We start from the raw sequence: 17,965 nt of genomic DNA on the forward strand, positions 1-17,965 counted from the left end.
AATCAACTTAATATAAAATCGATTAGCGATGTTCAATCATTCAGTTGTCCACCATTATTTTTGTAGGTCTAAGTGCTGTTATCCGTCATTCTGTTTGACTTGCCGCTACAAAGATTGATTGTATGACGAAAAACCCAGTCTGAATAGTAAACCTGCGTGTTAGCCCAACAACACGCGTTGTAGCATTACTCTTCCCCCAAATTACTCCCGCAAACGCTCTCCACACAATCAGCCCCACAATCAGCCCCACAATCTCCAAGCTAACCCCGATGCTCGCGATGTCGCTTGTTTACTGGCTTTTTCAAATATCATATTCGTGCCTAAACAATAGAAATGATTTTTTGCGCGGGTGATGGCGGTGTAAAGCAGTTCTTTACTGAGTAGCTGCCATTGGGCGGGGCTGGGTTTATGGGGTAATACAAAGCTGACCCTATCAAACTCGCTGCCTTGGCTCTTGTGTACTGTCATGGCATAGCAAGTGTCGTGACTCGGTAAGCGAGCTGGTAACACTTTAAGCAGGCTGCCATCGGCCATCACAAAGTGAGCCATTAAGCGACTTGGCTTAGTGCTGTCTTGTAAAATTAAGCCAATGTCGCCATTAAATAAGCCTAAGTTGTAATCGTTACTTTGAATAATGATTGGTCGACCTAAATAGAATTCGTTTTGTGGATTAATCAGTTTGGTCTGTTTAAGGCTGTCGGTGATGGCGATATTCATCCCTTCGACACCAAACTCACCGGCGCGCATGGCGCACAACACCCGATAGTGATTGAAGCTGTCGATGATGGTTTGTTCTGAATGTGGCAATGTTATGACACTGTCTGCTAAATCTGTTTGCGCTAAAATGGCCTGTTGATTCTGTTGTACCAAACTCAGATACTCACCATAAGCTTGTACCGATAACGCCAATAACGCTTGTTTGCCGCTGTTATCGCCTTGGGCATTATGTTGATGTTCAAACCAGTTTAATTCAGCATAGTCGTGCTGCCATACTTGGCGAATTGCATTCACATTAGATTGATTGACCGCACTCGCTAATAGCCCAATCCCCCGATCGCCTTTAAAACGATGGCTGTGCATCAGCATGCATAAACTATCACCAATCTTAGGTTGTGGATCAATAAACTGGCTAACATCTTGTTGGGTTAATTGCTCAATTAGTTTGGCTTGCGCTGCGCTGTAGCGCATTGACCACGGTGATGAGTTTGCTTGGTTAGAATGTTGTTTTAAGCCAACACAAATATCGGCTAACACTGCGCCAGCTTCTACTGATGCTAATTGGTCTTGGTCGCCTAGTAATATCAAGCGGCCATGAGGCGGCAGGGCACTAAGTAGTTTATACATCATAGGTAAGTCGACCATTGATGCCTCATCGACAACCAATAAATCTAACCGCAGTGGATTATGTTGATGATGCCTAAATTGATGCGAGTTGGGGATCACTCCCAGTAATCGATGCAATGTTGAGGCGTCTTCTGGAATTTGTTTTAGCGAATCGATTAATATCTTCGCCAATGCTGGGTCGGTGACTTGGGTTAGCTCTTGCAATAAACGCTGTTTTGACGCCTTGATAGACTCACTCAGCCTTGCTGCTGCTTTGCCTGTGGGCGCGACCAAACGGATTGTTAGCGCCGATTGGGTCAACAGTAACAGTAATAATTTAGTCACTGTGGTGGTTTTACCGGTTCCCGGGCCGCCAGTGATCACCGCTAATGCCTTGACTAATGCAGTGGCAGTGGCGATTTTTTGCCAGTTAAATTGACTGTTATGGCTGTTTTCTGCGGTAAATAAGCACTCGATCAGTTGCGGCAGGTTGGTGTTATCGACGGTGCTGTTATTAACGTTGATGTCAATCGGTTGATTGGCCAGTTGGGTTAACTTAGCGGCCACTTGAGTTTCAAAGAAATGGTACTTGTTTAAATATAAGCGCCCATGCTCAAAAATCATCGGGGTGTTATCGCCCGGCTGACCTACAGCGTCGAATAAACATATTTGCTCAATCAATTGTTGATGGTTGAGTTTGATAGCGCAATTGATCTCAGCGTGACGATGGCTATCTTCTGCCATGGGGTTGCCTAAATCAATTTGATCAACGACTAAACAACTGTGCTGATTAGACAATTGCTGGCTGAGCAAGGCGCAAATGAGTAAAAACAGCTGCGATTGTGCTTCGGTAATGCTTGGGTCGTTATTGATGGTTTCAATGTTGGCCAGCTCTAGCGCAAAATGCCTATCGAGCGCAGTAATGAGTCGCTGCTGTTGCCAAAGGTCGAGTAACTGCGTGATCGGGTGGCTGAGCATTAACATGATGATGTCTCCGGGGCACTATTGTCTGTCTGACCTGAAAATAAGCGGTCGAGTTGTTCGATTAATGCTTGCGGTGGTTTGTCGTAAAATACTCCAGCACCTGGGTGCTGTGGATGCATACCGCGTAAAAACAGATAATAACAGCCGCCAATATGCTGCTGATAATTATAGTCTGGTAATCTGAGCGACAAGTAGCGATGCAGCGCCAAGGTATAGAGGATGTATTGTAAATTGTAGCGATGACTATCAATGGCTTTAGACATTGCCGAGTAGGTGTAATCGCTATATTTATCACCTAAATGATTGGACTTATAATCGGCAATATAAAATTGTCCTTGGTGTTCAAAGGTTAAATCGATAAAGCCTTTTAGCATGCCTTTTAAGGTGTCAAAGTCGAGTCCGCCGACATAACCGTGCTGCTGCAAAAGGTGATTTAGTTTCGCTGCTGGTAAGGTTGAAATCGGTAAGTAAAACTCCATTTCGACCATTTTTTGCTGCATGCCTAATTGGCTCAATGTCACCGCCGAAGTGGGTTGAGCTTGGCTATTATCTATAGCAGCCAATGGTGCGGCGTCAAACAGCGGTGCGGTTAATATTTGCTGATACCAAGTCGTTAAGGGATCATGCCAAAGCGATTCATCAAAACCATATTGTTTCATGGCTTTAGCCAGCGCCGGTGGCAGTTCGTTGTCGGCTTGAGTGAAATCAAACAGTTCTAACACTAGATGCATAAAACTACCGGCATTGGCGCCACGCTCGAAACTAAAGCGATCCAGTACCGGTTCGGTGATAACGTCATCTTGCAACTGTAATTGAATTAACTCATCACTGAAATCTTCATCATCGGCGCCGGGCGCGACTCTTTCATGTGGCAAATGTTTGACTAAGCCTGAATAACTGCCGACCCGCCAAGCTAGGCTCTTTGCTCGAGTCACTTTTTTGGCCATTAAGGCGTCATTATTATCATTGATATCTGCGAGTACTGAATCGTCAATATCGCTGGTTAAACATTGCACACTCATCGCCGGTAAGGTCGCAATCGCATTCACTCTGGCTTGAATAAGGGCAAAGTCAGTTTTCTTGTCGGTAATACCCAATAAATAACCGATACCGGTTTCATGCAACTGGCTGCTGATCCCAGCCTTTAACAGGCGGCTTTGGTTGGCAATATACACATAACACACGTAAACCGGTCGAGTTAACGCCACATACAGCAGGCGTAAATCTTCGGCGAGGGTTTCTTGTTTCAGTTGCTCCCAGCCTTCGTCGGTGGCGTCGACATCCCAAATAAGCTGCTCATTTTTATGGTACATCATCGGTGCTGGGCGTTTTTTATTGCCACGGGCTAAGCTGACAAACGGCACAAAGCACACTGGATACTCTAGGCCCTTACTCTTATGAATGGTGACAATTTGCACCAAGTTCTGTTCGCTTTCTAAGCGCAGTTGCTGCTCATCACCACCATTGTTACCAATCAGTTGTTGCTCGTACCAGTTAATAAGCGCGCTGCTGCCATCGAGTTCAGTGGCTTTTTGCTGCAGTAATTCGGCTAAATGCCTAAAGTCGGTTAAGCGTCTTTCACCTGATGCTTTTAAATCTGCTGCGTTGTCTTCGTCAGCATCATTGAAGTTACTGTCAATGCTAGTGTACTGGTCATCAACATCGATGGCCTCGGAGGTTAATGATTGCGACAAATAGCGGTGGATCAGTTGGGTTTCGCTGGCAAAGTTAAGCAGCGCTGGCATTACGCCGCGCTGTTGCCACAACTGATGCCAATGTAGAAATTGATCTAATACGTGCTGACGTTGCTCTTCATTCTGATTAAATTGATGAATGCGTTGGGCATTAAAACCGACCAGTTCGGTGGCGAGTGCGGCGCGGATAGCGCGTTCATCTTTGGGCGTGGCTAATGCGTACAGTAGAATCGCCATTTCACGGGCTTCAATGGTGTTAAATACACTGTCCCGGCTTAAAAATACTGCGCCAATTTTACGGGCTGATAACGCGGCTTTCATTACTGCGGCTTCATTACGGTCGCGCACTAATATAGCAATATCTTTAGCGATTAACGGCTCGCCTGGATGATCTAGGCTTGCATGGACTTTACATAACCCTTGTTGTGCTTCGGTGAGTAAGCGCTTTATTTCACTGGCCGCATCAGCGGCTAAGCGCTGCCTTGCGGTGGTTTTATTTAGGCCGTTAACATCGTCTTCTGCTAATAAGCGGATCCGCAGTGCTGCGGGATTTGGCTTAGCTTCGCTAAGGTGTTTATTGGCCGCCGATGAGGGTGTTTTGACACTATCATAAGGAATGGCTTGGCTAATAAAAGGATCGTCATGTTGGCTGAATAACTGATTAACCCCATTAACTAACTGAGTCGATGAGCGGTAATTAGTATCAAGATTATAATGCGCTTGAGTTTGTTGGCGCGCGGCAATATAGGTATAAATGTCAGCGCCACGAAAAGCATAAATAGCCTGTTTGGGATCGCCAATCATTAATAAGCTTAAGTGACCTTTAGGCGTATCATTTTGTTGAGCCTTAGCAGACGTATCTGGGGTTAACTCAAGTTGTGAGGCTAACGGCTGCTGATACACCTGATTGAAAATAGTAAATTGCAGTGGGTCGGTGTCTTGGAATTCATCAATTAACGCCACCGGAAACCGCTTAGCAATGGCATGGGCGAGGGTGATTGGATTTTGGCTTAGCGCCATGGCTAAGCTGAGCAACAGATCATCTGGGGTCATTAAGTTGCGTTGCTGTTTTTGGCCGGCAAAACGCTGACGTATTCCCTCACGGGCACGCACTAAAAACGACGGGATCAGCTCGTTAATCAGTTCCAGTAAACGCTCAATATGATCCAGTAATGGCGCTTCAGTTGCCGTCGGGATCACGCCACCTTTGTTGAGCTTTAGCTCGGACAATGCTAACTGTTCAAGCGCTTTTAATGGCGGTAATCCCTGGCCAAATTTAACCCAGTTAGTCACGCTGTCAAACAGTTGGCTAAGCTTAGGGTAGCCGTCGGCGGCTTTACCAAAACGTTGGCCGTTTAAGGGTAACGATTGTAATAATTCCAGCGTGTTGTCGTGCAGGCTTTGCCAAAGTAAGGTAAAGCGGCTGATGCTTTGGCTTAGCTGTTGTTGCAGTTTTTCAAAGGCTGGTGGTTGTTTTGATAGCACAGCTTGGCTGGCACCTAATAATGGTCGCAGCTTTTGGGCTAAAACATCGGGTTCTGCAAACACATCACTAATGGCTTGAGCCAAAAAGGGTGGCAATGGATAACAGACTTCACGCCAGAAATCGCGCACCGCATGGTGTAAAAACTCACTGTCATCGAGAGTAAACTCTGACTCAAATAACAATGATGATTCAAATGCCATGTCGGACAACACCCGTTGGCAAAAGGCATGAATGGTGAAAATAGCCGCTTCATCTAACGACTTTAAGGCTAAATCTAAGCGTCTTAAGGCTATTGGGCGCTGAGCCTCTGAGGTGTCTTGGTAAAGTTGTTCAATAAAGTCATCATTAACGGCTAAGCCTAAAAAACGCTTAAACGCTAAGTTAATCCGTTTGCGAATACGGTCTCGCAGCTCTTCGGTGGCGGCGTTGGTGAAGGTGACTACCAAAATTTGCTCACAACTTAACGGCGATTGCTCACCGTGACCGAGTAACAAGCGTAAATATAAACCTGAAATAGTATAGGTTTTGCCGGTACCCGCACTGGCTTCAATTAAGCTGGAGCCGGAAAAAGGTAAGGTGAGGGCATTTAGCGGTGCGACGTTAATAGGCTCCATTATTGCGCTCCTTGTTGGGCTGCGCTGGAAATGAATTGCGCTTGAATGTCTACTGCTGTGCCACTGACAAAGGGTTCTAATTCCGCCAGTTTATCTTTGTGATATTGGCTTAACATGGGCTGCAGTAATTGGTTGGCTAACGCGCCAAATGTCGCTTCACCAAAGTCGTCTGGGAAATGAAATAACCGCTGGTTATGTGGATCGTGACCTTCACCAAATTTATTTTGGCCATCATCCCATTTTTGCTGGGCTTTGAGCAGCTTTTCATCATGATCGCCTTCGGTTTCAACATAGGTAAAAGCTGTTTTAGGCATAAAACACAAGGGTTGAGCTTGGCCTTGAATAAAACCAGTGATAAAGCGCATCAATTGCGCTTTGGCTTGCTCGGCAGTAATTGGTGCAAAGGCATGAAAATGACCAATGTCGAGTAGGTAACTAAATTGATTTTTACCTAAGCCCGACGTTGACGAATTAGCCATAGCATTGATGCACAAATGGCGTAAATATACTCGAATAAAATCACGTCCGTGGGCGGTGCCTGGGCGGTAATTAACTAAACCTTTAGGCAAAATATCGTCAATACGCCCGACAAGATTCACTCGCACCTTTGGTGCATGCTCTTGTGCTGGTAAATCCTGCACCAGTAGATCAAAGTTAACATCCACATGTAAAGTGTGCATGGCTTGTTGATCTTGTAAAAACTGCACCCGATTAATCAATGGCGATATATCGCGTAAATATTGGCTGATTAACAAGTCATCAAACGGCGCCATCGGTAATTCACCACTGGTTTTGAGCTTGCTGAGCAACTCATTATCAGGGCTGTCGAGTTGGTGTTCAATGGCATTGTCGAGCATTCTTGATTGCAGTAAATAGCGCTCGAGTGCATTTAAGCTGAAGGGTTCGTCGTTGTCATCGGCTTGAATATTGAGCGACAAATCCACTTTTAAACTGCGGTTAAAGAAAAATTGCGCCGGATTACGATAAAAACGGATTAATGACGATAACTCAAGCTCGACCACTTTAATCCCTTCACTATTGATTTGAGTGTGGGCAAATACCTCATCGGCTTGTTCGACCGATAAAGGTAATGCTTGCTGGAAAAAGTGATTATTGATGGTCGCATTGGCTGGTGGCGGGCACCATTGGGCATTAAAACTGTGTTGTAATTTGCTTAAGCTATCGACAGCTTGTTGTGTGTCGCGAAACAGTTTAACGTCAAAAGGTTGTAATGGTTGTGCTTGAATGAGCTGGGTTAATACGGCTTTGTCGGCGTCATCAAGGTTGATATCAGCTTGCTGTTCAAGCTGCTGCACCATTTTTTGCGGCAGGTAGCTTAGTTGGCAATATTCCACTAACTCAGAGACTAACATCGACGCAATACGCTCAGCGTTATCGCGTTCACTGTGGCCAATATAACTAATATACAGTTGCTCTCTGGCTGACAATAACGCCTCTAAAAACAGGTATCGGTCGTCTAATCGGCGCGAACGGTCACCTTTTTTAGGGCCAAAATGGGCCATTAAATCAAACCCGACAGGATGTTGTACCCGTGGATAGACGCCGTCATTCATGCCCAGCAAACACACCACCTTAAAGGGAATAGAGCGCATGGGCATTAAAGTACAAAAATTGACGCTGCCGGCAAGATAACGTTGGCCGACTCGGGATTCCGTTAAGCGTTGATTAAACCATTGTTTCAACACTTCGATATTCACTTGGCCTTGATGACCGGCACTGTCAAGTTCGGTGTCGAGGGTAACCAAGGCGTCGCGAATGGCTTGAATCTGCTCGCGTTCATCATCGTCGGTGTCGTAACAATCGGCTAGTAACTGCTGTAATTGCTCGAGGCGTTCAGTCGTACTGAAGTCGCTGGCAAATAACGTAAAATAGCGGTCAATGGTTTCTAAAAAGTTGAGCAGTTTACCTAATGCCTGTGATGACTGACCTTCAATGCCTTGTACCATTAAGGTGTCGCGGTAAATGTCGGCCTCGTCGTTAAAGGCGTAACCTAGGATTAAACGCTTAATGCCAAATGCCCATGAGTTTTGTGCAAAAGGTTGCACGCCTAATTGGCTGCGAGTTTGTTCACTGCGTCCCCAACGCACATTGGCATCATCTAACCAGCGGCGGATCAATGACAATTCGTCATCATCGAGTTGGAAGCGGCGCAAAATGGCTGGCACTTCTAAAATACCGATAATGTCCGTTAGGCCAAAGCGACTTTGATTGATGTTTAACAGGCTTAAAAAGCTATTAATTAATGGTGACTCTTGCGCCGCGCCTCGGTCGGCAATGGCATAGGGAATATAGTAGTCGCCTTTTTGCGGGTTTTTATCGGCAAAATACTGACTGTTGGCGGTGCCAAATACCGCATCAATATAGGGGGCATAAGCGGCCACATCGGGCATCATGATCACGATGTCTTTCGGGGTTAACTCACTGTTGTTAGACAGTAACGCTAAAAGGTGATCATGTAAGGTTTCTACTTCTCGCAGGGCACTGTGGCAACTGCGCAGCGTAATCGAATCATCGCTGGGTAATAATTCACGGCGAGCATGAATATCTTGGTATAAATCTGCATTTGGCCCTAATGGTTGCCCAAGAGTTTCCATTTGTAGGATATCGTATTGCACCCCGTGTAGCAGGTTGTTGGGCTCGGGTTCCACATAACAATCGTAACCAAAGTCGGTATGTTCTGGCGGTAGGCCAAGCATTAAATCGAGTAGCTCACGGCCCATTTGACCATTATTGGCCAATATCGGGTTACCCACTTCTAGCTTGTCTTCCCAGTCTTGGTCGAGTTGTTTTTTGTTGGCGTATTGCAGTGCCATGCGAGCGCGGGTTTTGGGTTCAATAATGTCGCCCCAATAATGCTGGCAAGGGCTGAGTGATAACATAATAACGTCAATACGACTGGCCAAGTGATACAAGACATCCAGAGTTTGCGGCGGCATGGAGGAAATACCAAACACGTATAATCGTGCGGGTAGCATGGATAAGTCAGTGTCTGGATTGGCTAAGGTTGCGATTAAGTCGGCATGCAAATTGGCGCGATGATAATGGCTGGCGTGTAAATGGTGTTGGTTATAGTCGATTAATGCCCGCCACAGGATCGGTTGCCATTGTTGGTTTTCATCTAATGTAAGGCGATTGTCTAGGCTCGATAATGGCTGGTTTTGCTCCCACGCTAAAATCCACTCGGGTCGATAGACTAAGTATTGGTCAAAAATATCGGCAATACGGCCACACAATTGAAACAGCTTAATCGCGTCATGTGACTGATTGAGTTGCAATAAGGCGTGGGTATTTGCTGTATTAACATCGGTATCAGTATTCGCGTCTACACCTACATCTGTATCAGCAACATCAGTTGATGCGGCAATAGTGCTATTAACTTGAGGTGATAAATACTGTTTAAGTGGGCTAAAGTCTGGGTTATCTAACAGACTGGGTAATAAGTCCATCAATTTCCACGTCATGGCGGCTTTGGTAAAGGCGTTATCTTTTGGCACATTAGGCAGCAAGTCATGGCACAACTGCCAGGTAAAACTTGATGGCAAAGGGAACGATAATGCGGCAGCGATACCATTGTGTTTAGCAATCTCTAAGCGTAGCCAAGTCGACATTCCTGGACTTTGAACTAACACATGCTCACTGGCTAATAAACTGACGTTATCTAAGGGAATGGCCAATAGTTTGGCCAGTTGTTCAGATAACACTTCCATCTGATTAGATTGAATTAAAGTAAGCATGGGCAACCCGCTAATTTGAGATTAATTCATTCTATGGACTCTGTCTGAATTCATCAATCAAAACCGTTAATAATCAGAATGATTGCTGATGTTGTGCCCAACATCAGCGGCGCAGAAGTCGCAGCCGTAATCGACGGTATAACTGCTTAAATTGTTGCTGCCGTTGCTGTGCTTGTTGCACCGTGAGCGGTTGATATTTAAGTGCCACAAAGGCATTGCTTAAGGCTGTAAAGTCAGAGGCTATCTGAGGTGATAGGGCGCTTAAATGTGCGTTAACCGCTGCGGCGTAATCAGACGGGGCTTGGCCTTGTTGGCGGGCGATGCCTTTTTGAGCTAAGCGCTGACAAATGATCTGATAACGTTTATTAAGCGGGTCTTGTTGGCGGTCAACATTGAATAACCCCGCGTAGTAAGCAATCATCAGCGCGATGATCATAAAGCTGAAAATCATCAATAAAGCGATTTTACTGCTACTCACATCACCCAATAATCTTGCTAACACTTGCTGTTTTCGTTGTTCGTCAAAGCCTAGCACCCACACGCTCCAATAATAATCGACACTGGCAAGCTGTTGACGCAACTCGTTTAACCATGGGTATTGCTTCATGTGCAGAGAACTAAAAGGACTGTCTTGTAAGTAGCTGCTTTGGCTGTCAAAGGTGGCATCAAAACCATCGAGTATCCGTTGCGGTGCGATCATCGCGGTAGGATCAAAGCGTTGCCAACCTAGGCCTTCAAACCAGACTTCGGTCCAAGCATGGGCCATGTATTGATAAACGCTATAGTAACCCGCTTTAGCATTGTACTCGCCGCCTTGATAACCCGTTACCATTCTGGTTGGAATACCACTAGCGCGCGCCATAAACACCAGCGCAGAGGCGTAATGGGCACAAAATCCGGCACGGTTTTCAAACATAAAATCATCTATTTGCTGCGCACCGACACTGGGTGGACTTAACGTGTAGTAATAGGCTTGCACAGCAAAGTAATTCATCATTGCATTGATGCGCGCCTGTGGGTCGGGATAATCTTTGGCAAATTGTAAGCCGAGTTTGCGCGTTTTCGGGTTGCTATTGGACGGCAACGTGAGGTTTATCAGTTTGGTATTGTGGTCGAGTTTGGGGTCCATAATGAGATCTGGATATGACGTCACCCGATAGCTCATACGTTGATCGACAGGTCTTAATGAAAACAAACGATAATCTGCTAACTCAACCACGAGATCATTTTGGCTAAACGCTTCATCTAAACCATACAACCATTTTTGATGACTGGGTTCGCTAATGACCACATAGTTAATTTTCCTACTCATATCATTAGCGCTAGGTGCTTGACGTTCGGGCTGTTGAAAATAGGCCTGATGCTGTACCTGCTGAATACTGGGGTCTTGGCGCCAGGTTTTGCCATCATAATTTTCCATCACCAAGGTGCGCCAATAGAGATCTTTATTGGCCGGACCTAAGGTACTGCCGTCTGGGTTTTCAAAACCGGCTCGAAAAGCTAATTCAGCAGAGCGGGTTAACTTGCTAATGTCACCAAAGGAGACTTCATCAGATAAACCCGTTGTGGCGGCTTTCATGTTCGGTACTAACCACAGTGGGCTTAATCGTGGAAATACCACAAATAGCAAGATGGCTAATGGCAAACTCTGCAGCACCAATTTAAGGCTAAAACTGAGGTTGGCGGCTTTATTCGACTTATCCTGGTAAACACTGATTAACACCCCGGTATTGAGTACTGTTACCGCCAACAAGTGCAAGGTATTAAGCATGCTTTGCTGATCAAGCAAGGTCAGCGCGATTAGAAAATAGCCTACTAAGACAATGGCTTTAACGTCTCGGAGTTCCCGCATTTCAATGTATTTTAACGCATAACCTAGGATTAATAAGTTAACCAGCGCATTGAGTAACCCTATTTCACTGGACACCAATGCGAGAGTAATGGCGGCGCCAATAGCTAAGGCGGTCACCAGTATTTTGGGTGGTGCGGCCACTTTACCGAGAAAAATCCCGACTCGCCAAATAAAGCAAATGGCACAAATGCCAAGACTCCATAACGTAGCTTGTTCATGCAAGGGACTGAGGATGGCGACATTGGTGATTAATAACCAAAATAAGGTATTACGACTAATAATAGTATCAAAGTTATCGGTCATAATGGCTCACCTACTGACGACTTTGTCACATGACTTGGACTAAAATCTGGATTCATATTCGCGGGTAAATGATAAGTCCCAATGGCTGTTTGGCAGGCCACTCGGTGTGCTTCGCCTGTTTGCTGGTTGATGATATGTTCATCCAGTATTAAGCCAAATATTTGTTGGGATTGGCTTAGCTTATCGACTTGCCATGCTAATTTACTGAGCTTGTGTTCAATGTTATTCCCCGACGTATTGGCTAATGTTAACCACACAGGTAGCCCTTCAGGTTCAGCAAATTCTTTGGTTAACATCCCTTTGTCTTGAGCCCATTGTTTCCACGCGACTTGTTTGAGTGATTCGCCTGGAATATAGCTGCGTAAGCCTTTGTAGTCGTCAACGCCTGGATGCAATTTGCCGTGTTCATATTGTGTGTCATTGTCGCTGATGTGGCTTGCCAGTTTGATATCACACACTTCTGGTTTGGCGAAAATAACATGATGAATGTCTAAGTCGACATAGGACCAGGCGCGGCATAATCCTAACGGGAAGTACGACGAGACTTTGATCCGTCCCGGATTTAATCGACCGCGTTTGGTGTGTTCAAACACTACGGTTGCAATGGTTTGTTCTTGCATTCTCTTCACGCGAGCATGGCGCTGATGGCTAAATTGCAAGCAAATCTGCTGGTGGGTGGTATCGGGATTATCTTGTCGAGTATGGCCGGTTAACATGATCGGGAATGGCATACTGTCATCAGCATAGGCATGTGGCGGCGTGACGGCCTTGAAGGTTAATCCTGCTAAATTTTTGTAACTGTAAATAATGCAGGTATGGAACACACTGGCGAGTAATAAGCTTAAGCCAATCACTAAGTTGTTTTGATAATTGGTGCCAAATAAATACAGTAAGACGATCAATCCAAGCCAAAATAGACCAAAACCACTGGGTAAGATAAAAATGCCTTTATGGCTGAGGGTAACTTGTTTTTGCGGTGGCAGACGTTTACTTATCCATCTTGACCAGCGTTGTGTCAACCATGAGGGTGTTAGGCGACTTAATCGAGATGGCTTGAACGCGCCACTAGCATCATGTGGTGAAGCATGCTTTTTTGCTGTTGTCGATTTAGCCATGTGAGCCAGTACCGTTAACGTATGGGGTTGACGCTGGCGAGTATGGTGTCAGACAAAGCTTGGCCTTGAAATTGACTACTGCTGCGAATGCGATGTTCGGCAACCGAGGCAAATACCGCCTGAATATCTTCGGGTACCACGTACTGGCGCTGATGAATAAAGGCCCATGCTTTGGCTGCTTGTAATAGGGCGATACTGGCTCGTGGCGATAAACCGTTGGCGGTATTGTGTTGACGAGAAAAATCCACCAAGGCAATTAAATAATTAAGTACCGCATCAGAAGCTGACACTTGGGCCACTTGTTGTTGCAACAACATCAGCTCTTGCGGGGTTAAACATTGTGATAATGATGCCGGTTTACTGGCTTGGGTGTGCGACTTTAACATGGCTAACTCGGCTTCGGCGCTGGGATAGCCGATGGAGATCCGCATCATAAACCGGTCAAGTTGCGACTCGGGTAAAGGGAAAGTACCCGCTTGGTCAACCGGATTTTGGGTCGCAATAACAAAAAACGGTGAGCTAAGTGGGTGGGTGATCCCATCAATGGTAATTTGTTGTTCTGCCATGGCTTCGAGTAAAGCACTTTGGGTTTTAGGGCTAGCGCGGTTAATTTCATCAGCCAGTAACATTTGATTAAACACCGGGCCTTTGTGAAATATAAACTGTTGTTGCTCTTTACTGTAGATGGATACTCCAAGAATATCAGCAGGTAACATATCACTGGTAAATTGGATCCGCTGATAACTCATGCCTAAACTGCTGGCAATGCCTTGGGATAAACTGGTTTTACCCATGCCAGGTAAATCTTCAATCAGTAAGTGACCTTTGGCGAGGATACAAGCGACGGCAAGTTTGATTTGCTCAGGTTTACCTAGCAAAACTTGGCTCAGTTGATTGAGTAATGTTTGGATATTTGATTGCGACACGAAAACTCCAACTTTTAGTCATGAACCATTATCGGTTGATTATTGATTATCGATTACTGTATCTAGTGATGGTTTGTCGTTATCGCTTAGCGTTATGGTTTCTCGTTACCGGATCAGCATAAGCGTAATGGGTTAAATCGCAAATGATTATCAACAATTATTGAGTCAGCAGAGAATGGTGATCATACGTTACCCCTGCGACTTGTGTTAAGTAATAATAGCCGCCACGTTGTGGCGGCTATTATTACTAACGACGAGTAAACGGGTCATTATTAATAACGATGGCTGAACTCTTTTGAGCTAAACATCCCCAAACTTGGATTATCTTTGTGTTGAAAAATCATTCTGTAACTGAGCACCGCTTGCACATATTCACGGGTTTCAGTGTATGGAATGGTTTCAATAAAGCTCATCACATCTAAGCTTCCTTTAGAGACTTTTAACCAGCGTCGAACACTCCCGGGACCGGCATTATAAGCTGCCGTTGCGAGCACCCTATTTTGATCAAACTGTTTAAGTAATTCACTGTAATACGCACTGCCCAACATAATGTTCACTTTAGGGTCGTACAGGTCTTTTATGCCATTAAATCGTATTTTGTTCTTTGTAGCGGTTTGCTTGGCGGTGGCGGGCATTAATTGCATTAACCCTCTGGCACCCACACCTGAAGTCGCATAAGGATAGAATGCACTTTCTCGACGAGAAATCGCCCGGATCTCGTCAATGTTTACCGTGAACTTTTTACTGGCTTTGACAAATTCATCATTGGCGGCTTTAGGAAAACGTAAGGCTAATGAATTCCATAATTGGCCTTGAATGCTCGATTCGACACTAAAAGCATGCCAGCCGTTATTTAAGGCCAATAGGCCATATTGTGCCTTCATTTCGCTGTTGTGGCGGCGCATTAAATAGAGCCATTCGTTACGGGCATCAATCTGTTTATCTAAGGCCATTAATTCAATCACGCGAGCAAGCCCTGGGTCTTGGTTTAACCTGGCTTGCAACTCGGGGTTGGGTGCCAAATTATCATCATTCATCGCCAGAGGTTTACCTAAGGCTTCAGCGGCATTAAAACCGTAAAAATTACGTTGGCCACTTAAGCTTGACTGTAATTTTATCGCCGCTGTTTTGTCGTGGCGAGAGGTCATCTTAGCTTGCCAATATTGCCAGCGCGGATCGGCTTTACCTTTATCGCTCAGCAAGGCTAAATACTTCTCTACGGTAGTAAAGTCTTGCTCACCAATGGCCCAACGTAAGCGAATTTCGTATAGGTCATCAGATTTAATTAAGGGCAGCATGGTATCAATGTGTGACACCAGTTTTTCATCTTGCTTAATTAATGCTCGGCGGACTAAATAGCGGTTAAGTTGGCGCCCTTCAACGTCGGTGAAACGATTGGTTTTTTGGTATTTAACATATAATTTAATCGCTTGATGTAAATCTTTGAGTGCCAGTTTACGCAATCCGGCATCGACAATATCACCTATGATCGGTTTAGAACTGGCAAATTTTTTCATATGACGCAAACGATTGGGATCGCGATAAACAGACAATAATAACTTGGCTTCGTCATCATGTTGGGTGACTTTTTGCGATAAATAACTCAGCAAACTAGATTGCCCTGCATTAAAACTCAGCAGCATACGGGCCCAGAGGAGTTCTTGTGTGCGGTAGCCCGCTTTAGTCCATTGGTTAATCACGGCATCACATTCTTTGGGACGTGAGTAACCATGAACCCATAAACGTTCTATCCCCTTGTATGCCATAGTGTTATTACCTGCATCAAGTTGTGCTTGGTAATAATAACACTGTAGACGTACATCATTAGGCGTGTCTGGGGATATCACCAGAAAGTCTTGCCAATGTTGTTTGTTCCCCGCATGGAGCAGGTATCGATAACGTGCATTATTGTATAACGGGGTGGTATCAAATTGGTTAATTGAATTCAGTGCCGTTTGCCCAGAAGATCGCACTATGCTATCGATATTAGCGTGGTAATCGAGGTAAACCGTTAACGGATAATCGGCTAATTTTTGACGTAATGCTTGATACTTGTCGAGTTGATTGTTATCCAGTGCTTGACGAGCATCGAGATAGTTTTGCTGTTGCGATGTCAATGCATGAGCTTGGCCGAAAAAGGCCAATGATGTACAGAGTAATAATGCGCCAGTAATAAAAGTGTTTGCCCAAGTGTTACGCATTTAAATGTGAATCTCCGCCTCAGTATTTCATTTGCTACTAAGTGTTTGTGATAAGTGTTTGCGTTAAGAGTTTGTTGTACGTGTTTTGTCACTATTAGGCTTGTTGATTAAATAAAGATTAATAATTACTCCTGCTAGCCGTTAAATATTTTGTTGATGGTTTTCGGCTGACTCATCTAGTGCACGGTTAAGCAATTGTTTGTCTAACTGTTTGCTGGTGTCGACTCCAAATTGCTGCATCTGATGCGCTTGTCTAATGACATTGCCTTTGCCTGACGATAATTTTGCCATGGCACTTTGATAGCTTTTATCTGCCGTATCTAAGGCGCGACCGAGCTTTTCCATATCTTCAAGATAACCACATAATTTGTCATAAATGCGGCTTGCTTGCTTGGCAATATTTTGTGCATTTTGATTTTGATATTCATAACGCCATATATTATTAATAGTGCGTAAGGCCACCAGTAAATTGGTAGGACTGACGAGCATAATATTTTGTTCAAGCGCGAAATTGACTAAGCTTGGATCGTATTCAATGGCCAGTAAAAAGGCGGGCTCAATTGGGATAAACATAAGCACATAGTCCAAACTCTTGAGGCCGTGCAGCTTATGATAATCTTTTTGGCTTAGGCCTTTAATGTGCTGCCTAATCGACAGTGCGTGTTCTTTTATGGCTTGATCTCGAATCTCTTTATCTTCGCTATTAAAGTAACGTTCATAGCTGACTAGCGACATTTTTGCATCGATCACCACGTCTTTTTGCTCGGGTAAATGCACGATAACATCAGGTTTAAAGCGCTTACCATTGTCGTCTTTTAAATCTTGTTGTGTTTGGTACTCATGGCCTTCACGTAAACCACTTTCTTGTAATACGCGATCTAAAATGACTTCGCCCCAATTACCTTGCTGTTTGTTGTCACCTTTAAGTGCATTAGTCAGGTTAATGGCGTCTTGGCTCATTTTTAAATTAAGATCACGTAAATTATCTAATTGATGTTTTAACGCGCTACGTTCAGATTGTTCATGAGTATATGACTCTTGAATTTGACGTCTGAAGCCTTCTAATTGCTGCTTTAACGGCCCGATTACGCCGTCTATTTGTGAGACATTTTGTTGTTTAAAGCTTTCACTGCGCTCTTCAAAAATTCGATTGGCCAGGTTTTCAAATTGCAGTTTAAGGCGCTCTTCTGCTGACTCGAGTAGAACAATTTTATCTTGTAATGACTTTTGCTCTGTTTCTGCTTTGACCAAAATGGTTTGTTGGACAGCGTTCGACTTGGCTAAATTGAGTTGGGATTCCATTAAACGATGCTGGCTATCGACCATTTGTTGCTCGACGACATTAACCCGATCGGCTTTGGTTTCTGCGCGAGACAGCTGAGCAATCAGTTCTTCTATCTTATGTTGCAGATGATTACTGTGATCGATTTTATCATCGAGTTTATCTTGTAACCTCGACATCTCAATATGCACTTCATTAAGTTGTTGAAGTGTTTGTTGTTCATGTTGAAGTTTTAGCTGCTCCCATCGTTTACGAGTTAATCGTTGATTGATGAGGGCGCCAATTAAAAAGGCAAGGAACGCGACAGCAATCAGAGCTGCAATTTGAGGGGGAGTTAACGACACTGCAAAAGGCATAACAATAACCGATAGAAGATAATGGTTAAGGGTCGCACGGCTAATAAACGCCTGCAAGGGGCAAAACAAGGATT

At 44.7% G+C, this 17,965-nt stretch carries 8 protein-coding genes; all 8 read right to left on the reverse strand.

From position 1 onward, the window contains the following. Positions 1-240: 240 nt before the first annotated feature. Entirely contained in the window at positions 241-2,307 is a 2,067-nt protein-coding gene (gene recD / locus CXF80_RS01255) for an exodeoxyribonuclease V subunit alpha (protein ID WP_101030364.1), read from the reverse strand. Then, positions 2,301-6,101, reverse strand: coding sequence for a UvrD-helicase domain-containing protein (locus CXF80_RS01260; protein WP_101030365.1), 3,801 nt, complete (start codon positions 6,099-6,101; stop codon positions 2,301-2,303). Before CXF80_RS01260 ends, recD begins: the two co-directional genes overlap by 7 nt. Further along, positions 6,101-9,856, reverse strand: coding sequence for an exodeoxyribonuclease V subunit gamma (recC, locus tag CXF80_RS01265; protein WP_101030366.1), 3,756 nt, complete (start codon positions 9,854-9,856; stop codon positions 6,101-6,103). The genes CXF80_RS01260 and recC overlap by 1 nt, the downstream gene beginning before the upstream one ends. 103 nt (positions 9,857-9,959) lie before the next feature. Then, complete coding sequence (locus tag CXF80_RS01270; RefSeq protein ID WP_101030367.1) at positions 9,960-12,011, reverse strand: transglutaminase TgpA family protein; 2,052 nt, start codon at positions 12,009-12,011, stop codon at positions 9,960-9,962. Beyond that, positions 12,008-13,126: a DUF58 domain-containing protein gene (locus CXF80_RS01275; RefSeq protein ID WP_101030368.1), complete on the reverse strand. Its 1,119-nt coding sequence runs from the start codon at positions 13,124-13,126 to the stop codon at positions 12,008-12,010. The genes CXF80_RS01270 and CXF80_RS01275 overlap by 4 nt, the downstream gene beginning before the upstream one ends. A 14-nt stretch (positions 13,127-13,140) precedes the next feature. After that, positions 13,141-14,052: an AAA family ATPase gene (locus tag CXF80_RS01280; RefSeq protein ID WP_101030369.1), complete on the reverse strand. Its 912-nt coding sequence runs from the start codon at positions 14,050-14,052 to the stop codon at positions 13,141-13,143. A gap of 272 nt (positions 14,053-14,324) precedes the next feature. After that, positions 14,325-16,253 (reverse strand): transglycosylase SLT domain-containing protein, encoded by a 1,929-nt coding sequence (locus tag CXF80_RS01285; RefSeq protein ID WP_101030370.1) that lies wholly within the window; start codon positions 16,251-16,253, stop codon positions 14,325-14,327. A 141-nt stretch (positions 16,254-16,394) separates the two neighbouring features. After that, positions 16,395-17,891 carry a DNA recombination protein RmuC gene (gene rmuC, locus CXF80_RS01290; RefSeq protein WP_101030371.1) on the reverse strand — a complete coding sequence of 499 codons (1,497 nt, stop codon included), beginning with the start codon at positions 17,889-17,891 and terminating at the stop codon, positions 16,395-16,397. Positions 17,892-17,965: the final 74 nt, after the last annotated feature.

It is taken from the genome of Shewanella sp. Actino-trap-3 (genome assembly GCF_002836275.1).
In the GTDB taxonomy this organism is placed as follows: Bacteria; Pseudomonadota; Gammaproteobacteria; order Enterobacterales; family Shewanellaceae; genus Shewanella; species Shewanella psychromarinicola.